The organism is Bacillus sp. ISO11 (assembly GCF_003458115.1).
GTDB classification, from domain to species: domain Bacteria; phylum Bacillota; class Bacilli; order Bacillales; family Bacillaceae_G; genus Bacillus_A; species Bacillus_A cereus.
Genome location: NZ_QXCO01000081.1, coordinates 1 through 1,455, shown reverse-complemented (window position 1 = coordinate 1,455; position 1,455 = coordinate 1). Strand labels below are relative to the sequence as shown.

The window sequence follows — 1,455 nt, the reverse complement described above, 5'->3', positions numbered from 1 at the left end:
TGAACTGAACCCAAAAAATTAGACAAATATATTAAGCAGCTACTAAGGATTGAACTCTGTATTGCACAGGGGACAATCCTTTTAGTTTTGTTTTAATTCTTTTGTGATTGTAGTAATGAATATAAGTTTCTAGTTCTTGCTTAAATTGTTCCATACTTTCAAACTCTTTAAGATAAAGTAATTCAGACTTTAATAAGCCAAAGAAATTTTCCATGACTGCATTATCTAAGCAATTTCCCTTACGGGACATACTTTGGATAACGTTATGTTTTTTAAGCGACTGATGATATTGTCGCATTTGATAATGCCAACCTTGATCCGAGTGTAAAATAGGAGTTTCCTTATCATTCAAACATTGAAACGCCTTATTTAACATTTTAGAAACAAGGGAATAGGCAGGTCTATGTTCTATATTGTAAGCTATAATTTCTCCGTTATATAAGTCTAAAATGGGTGATAGATATAGTTTTTTACCATGTAAGTGGAACTCCGTCACATCTGTTACCCATTTCTCGTTTGGTTTTGATGCGTGAAAATTACGTTTTAAAATATTAGGAGCGAATTTCCCGACAGTCCCTTTATATGAACGATATTTTTTTAATCGAACAAGACATTTTAATCCCAGGATATTCATTAAACGTCGAACGGTTTTATGATTTAATGCATGGCCTCGATTACGTAATTCCAATGTAATACGACGATAACCATACCTCCCAAAATTCTCACTAAAAATCTCTTTAATTAATTCTTTAACTTTCTTATATTTATCTGGACGTTTCGCTTGTTTCATCCAGTAATAATACGTACTACGAGCGATATTAGCGACTTTCACAAGGTCAACGACCTTATATTTATGCCTTAATTCATAAATCAATTGCGCTTTGTCTTGGTCTGTGATGTTTTCTTCTTTTGAACTAAGGCATTCAACTTTTTTAAATAGTCATTTTCCATACGCAGACGTTCATTCTCTGCTTGTAGCGCTTCTATAGAACCTTCAAGAAATACTTCGTTTTGTTTTAAATGTTGTAGCTTAGCTTTTTCTTTGGCCATGGTTAGACGCCCCTTTTTCTTTGATTTTAGGGCATCTAATCCTTCTGTTTCATAAGCTACTTTCCATTTTCGGAGTGTTTCGCAAGAAGGAATATTAAAAAAAGCAGCTGTTTCTCTCAGAGATGTCCCATTTTCATTCATATAATGAATTACATCTAGTTTATACTCGAGAGGGTAAGTTGTATAGCGTTTTTCAAACGCCTTTTCCCCTGAAAATTCAAACCGTTTAATCCATTGATAAAGTTCTCTAGGATGAACCCCTATAGAATTAGCAATGGTTTTTCCGCCTTCCGTACCTTCTAGATATCGTTTTACTGCTTGTATTTTATCTTTTGAAGAAAATTTAGCCATAAAAAATGCACCTCCAATTGTTAGTTATGTGTCTAACAATTGGGGTGCACTTCA

The 1,455-nt window shown here is 33.6% G+C and carries 1 protein-coding gene; it reads right to left on the bottom strand.

Going from position 1 to position 1,455, the window contains the following annotated elements:
* Positions 1-31: 31 nt before the first annotated feature.
* Positions 32-1,401 (bottom strand): IS3-like element ISBth167 family transposase gene (locus tag D1166_RS30845; RefSeq protein ID WP_087942837.1). Its coding sequence is split into 2 segments (ribosomal slippage): positions 32-936 and positions 936-1,401, totalling 1,371 coding nucleotides; the frame shifts between segments, so codons are not numbered across the junction.
* Positions 1,402-1,455 lie beyond the last annotated feature (54 nt).